Below are 2,321 nucleotides of genomic sequence, written 5' to 3' on the forward strand. Positions count from 1 at the left end.
GTAAGCGTCCGGCAATCCACACCTAGCTTTTGATATTCCAAGGCAGTAAATCATCGATTTGGCAACCCGGTTTGCAGATTTGGGTTAAACAATAGCTAATATAATCGTAAGGTATTAGTCCGTTGGCCTTTGCCGTTTCCACTATGCTGTAGAGCATTGCACTGGCGTTGGCCCCATTAGCTGTTTGGCTAAACAGCCAATTTTTGCGGCCAATGACAAAGGGTTTAATCGCCCGCTCAGCGCGATTATTGTCGATAGACAAATGACCATCTTCAACATATTGAACCAACTTATCCCATTGATTCAGGCTGTAGTTGAGCGCTTCCCCTAATTTGGATTTAGGTAAGGTATTGAGCAAAGATTTTTCCAACCAAGCTTTATATTGGTTAAGTAATGGCTCCGACTCTTTTTTCCGGATGGCTTGTTTTTCAGGCGCTGTTTTATCTTTGATTCTGGTTTCAATTCGATACAGTTTTTGAATATGATTCAACGCCCAATTTGCTTTGCCCGTTTTTCCTTTGGGTTGCGCTTTTTCAGCTTCATCAAACTTACGCCGTGCATGTGCCCAGCAGCCAGCAAGCTTAGCTTTAGTTTGGTCATACCCTTGGTAACCATCCACTTGAAGGTAACCTGTATAATTAAGTAAAAAATTCGCAGGATAACAACCCGAACGACCCGGCTGATATTCATACAGTACGATATTTTTAAATGGGTTATTTGCAACAGGCGTGTCAGTACCTGTGCAATATAACCACATATAGGATTTTGTTTTGTCATCACTCACCACATTGACTGTGGTCTCGTCCGCTTGAATGACATGTTGCTCTAATAAGATTTGATGCAATTTGTCATACAGTGGTTTAAATAAACTGGCACATTTGATTATCCAGTCACTCATGGTTTGTCGACTGATTTCAATGCCGTGTTGTTTAAACATGGTTTCTTGCCGATAAAGCGGCAGTGCGTATTGATATTTACTGGTGATGATTTGGCTGAGTAAGCTTGGTGTTGCAATGCCTTTAGGAATTGGACTCGCTGGCATCGGGGCTTGTTTGATTTGAACTTGTGTTTCGTTTTGCTCACAGGCTCGGCAGCTGTATTTAGGTCTAACATGTTCAATCACTTTGATTTGAGCTGGAATAAATTCAAGTTTTTCAGATTTATCTTCACCCATTTTATGCATTTCACCACCGCAGCAGTCACAGCTTTTATTTTCGATGTCGTGCACAATCACTTCGCGTGGTAAATCAGCCGGTAACGCAGTGCGTTTAGCTTTTTTACGGGTGTAAGTAACGGTTTCGTTTTCAGCTTCAACTTCACGTTCTAACTCAGCGATGTCTTCCGCTTCGTTAAATAAATCACCTTGTGCAGGGTGGCCTTCGGTTGATTTACCGAATTGTTTTTGTTGGGCTAATTTGAATTGTTCTTCTAAATACGCGATTCTGGAATCTTTATCCGTTACTTGTTTTTCAAGTTCGGCAATGCGTTTGAGAAGTTGCTGCTCTAGTTCAGTCATAGGGGTATTTTACCCTGTAACTCGCTGATTATCTGCATGTTATTCAGATTAAAAGCTGATCAGGTATGATCTAAAGTTATAAGCTCAAGTTTGATAAAATCAGCGGTTTATGACCAACAATATCAAAGCCATCGAGCAGCCAGTGCAGTTGTTGCTCAGATAAAACAAGCTGGTTTTCATGCTCGGCATTCGGCCATTTAAACTTATTGTTTTCTAATCGCTTATGCCACAAAGCAAACCCCGTTTTATCCCAGTAAAGGATTTTGAGTTTATCTTTGCTTTTGTTGCAGAAGATAAATAAAGCACCGGACATCACATTTAAATTCATTTCAGCGACAACAATATTAGCTAAACCATTAATCGATTTTCGAAAGTCCACCACTGGGCGGTGCAGGTAAATGTCACTTGGCTCAACAAACATTTTCATTTAACTAAACCTCTAATCAAATCAGACAAATACTGTGCAGAGGTTGAACCTGGCAATTTTAATTCTCCAACCTGCAAAGTCAGTGTGATATGGGCAGGCTCAACAATTTCTTGCAAACGGGTTTGTTCAGTTTGAATGGTCACTTTGCTGAAACTAGATTGGGCGGTTAATTGTTTGCGGTACTTATAAAAAGTGGACGTTGCTAAGTTATTTTGCTGGCAAAAATCTTGTATGTTTAAACCAGAGCCTGGTTGTCGGCGAATTAAATCTAGCCATTGTTGTGTTCGATTGGTTTGCATAACTCACTCCTGTGATTAAAAAGAAATGAGCTTAGCGAATATAAAATAAATGTTTAGGTGTGGTTTAGCCGACGGTTAC

At 40.4% G+C, this 2,321-nt stretch carries 3 protein-coding genes; all 3 read right to left on the reverse strand.

The features are described from left to right. Positions 1–22: 22 nt before the first annotated feature. Positions 23–1,516 carry an IS66 family transposase gene (tnpC, locus tag ACTRWE_RS19055; protein WP_036956870.1) on the reverse strand — a complete coding sequence of 498 codons (1,494 nt, stop codon included), beginning with the start codon at positions 1,514–1,516 and terminating at the stop codon, positions 23–25. Between the two features lie 76 nt (positions 1,517–1,592). Then, positions 1,593–1,943 carry an IS66 family insertion sequence element accessory protein TnpB gene (gene tnpB, locus ACTRWE_RS19060; RefSeq protein WP_036956871.1) on the reverse strand — a complete coding sequence of 117 codons (351 nt, stop codon included), beginning with the start codon at positions 1,941–1,943 and terminating at the stop codon, positions 1,593–1,595. After that, complete coding sequence (tnpA, locus tag ACTRWE_RS19065; protein ID WP_036956872.1) at positions 1,940–2,242, reverse strand: IS66 family insertion sequence element accessory protein TnpA; 303 nt, start codon at positions 2,240–2,242, stop codon at positions 1,940–1,942. The genes tnpB and tnpA overlap by 4 nt, the downstream gene beginning before the upstream one ends. Positions 2,243–2,321 lie beyond the last annotated feature (79 nt).

The organism is Pseudoalteromonas sp. G5_S1_54_S4 (assembly GCF_054968565.1).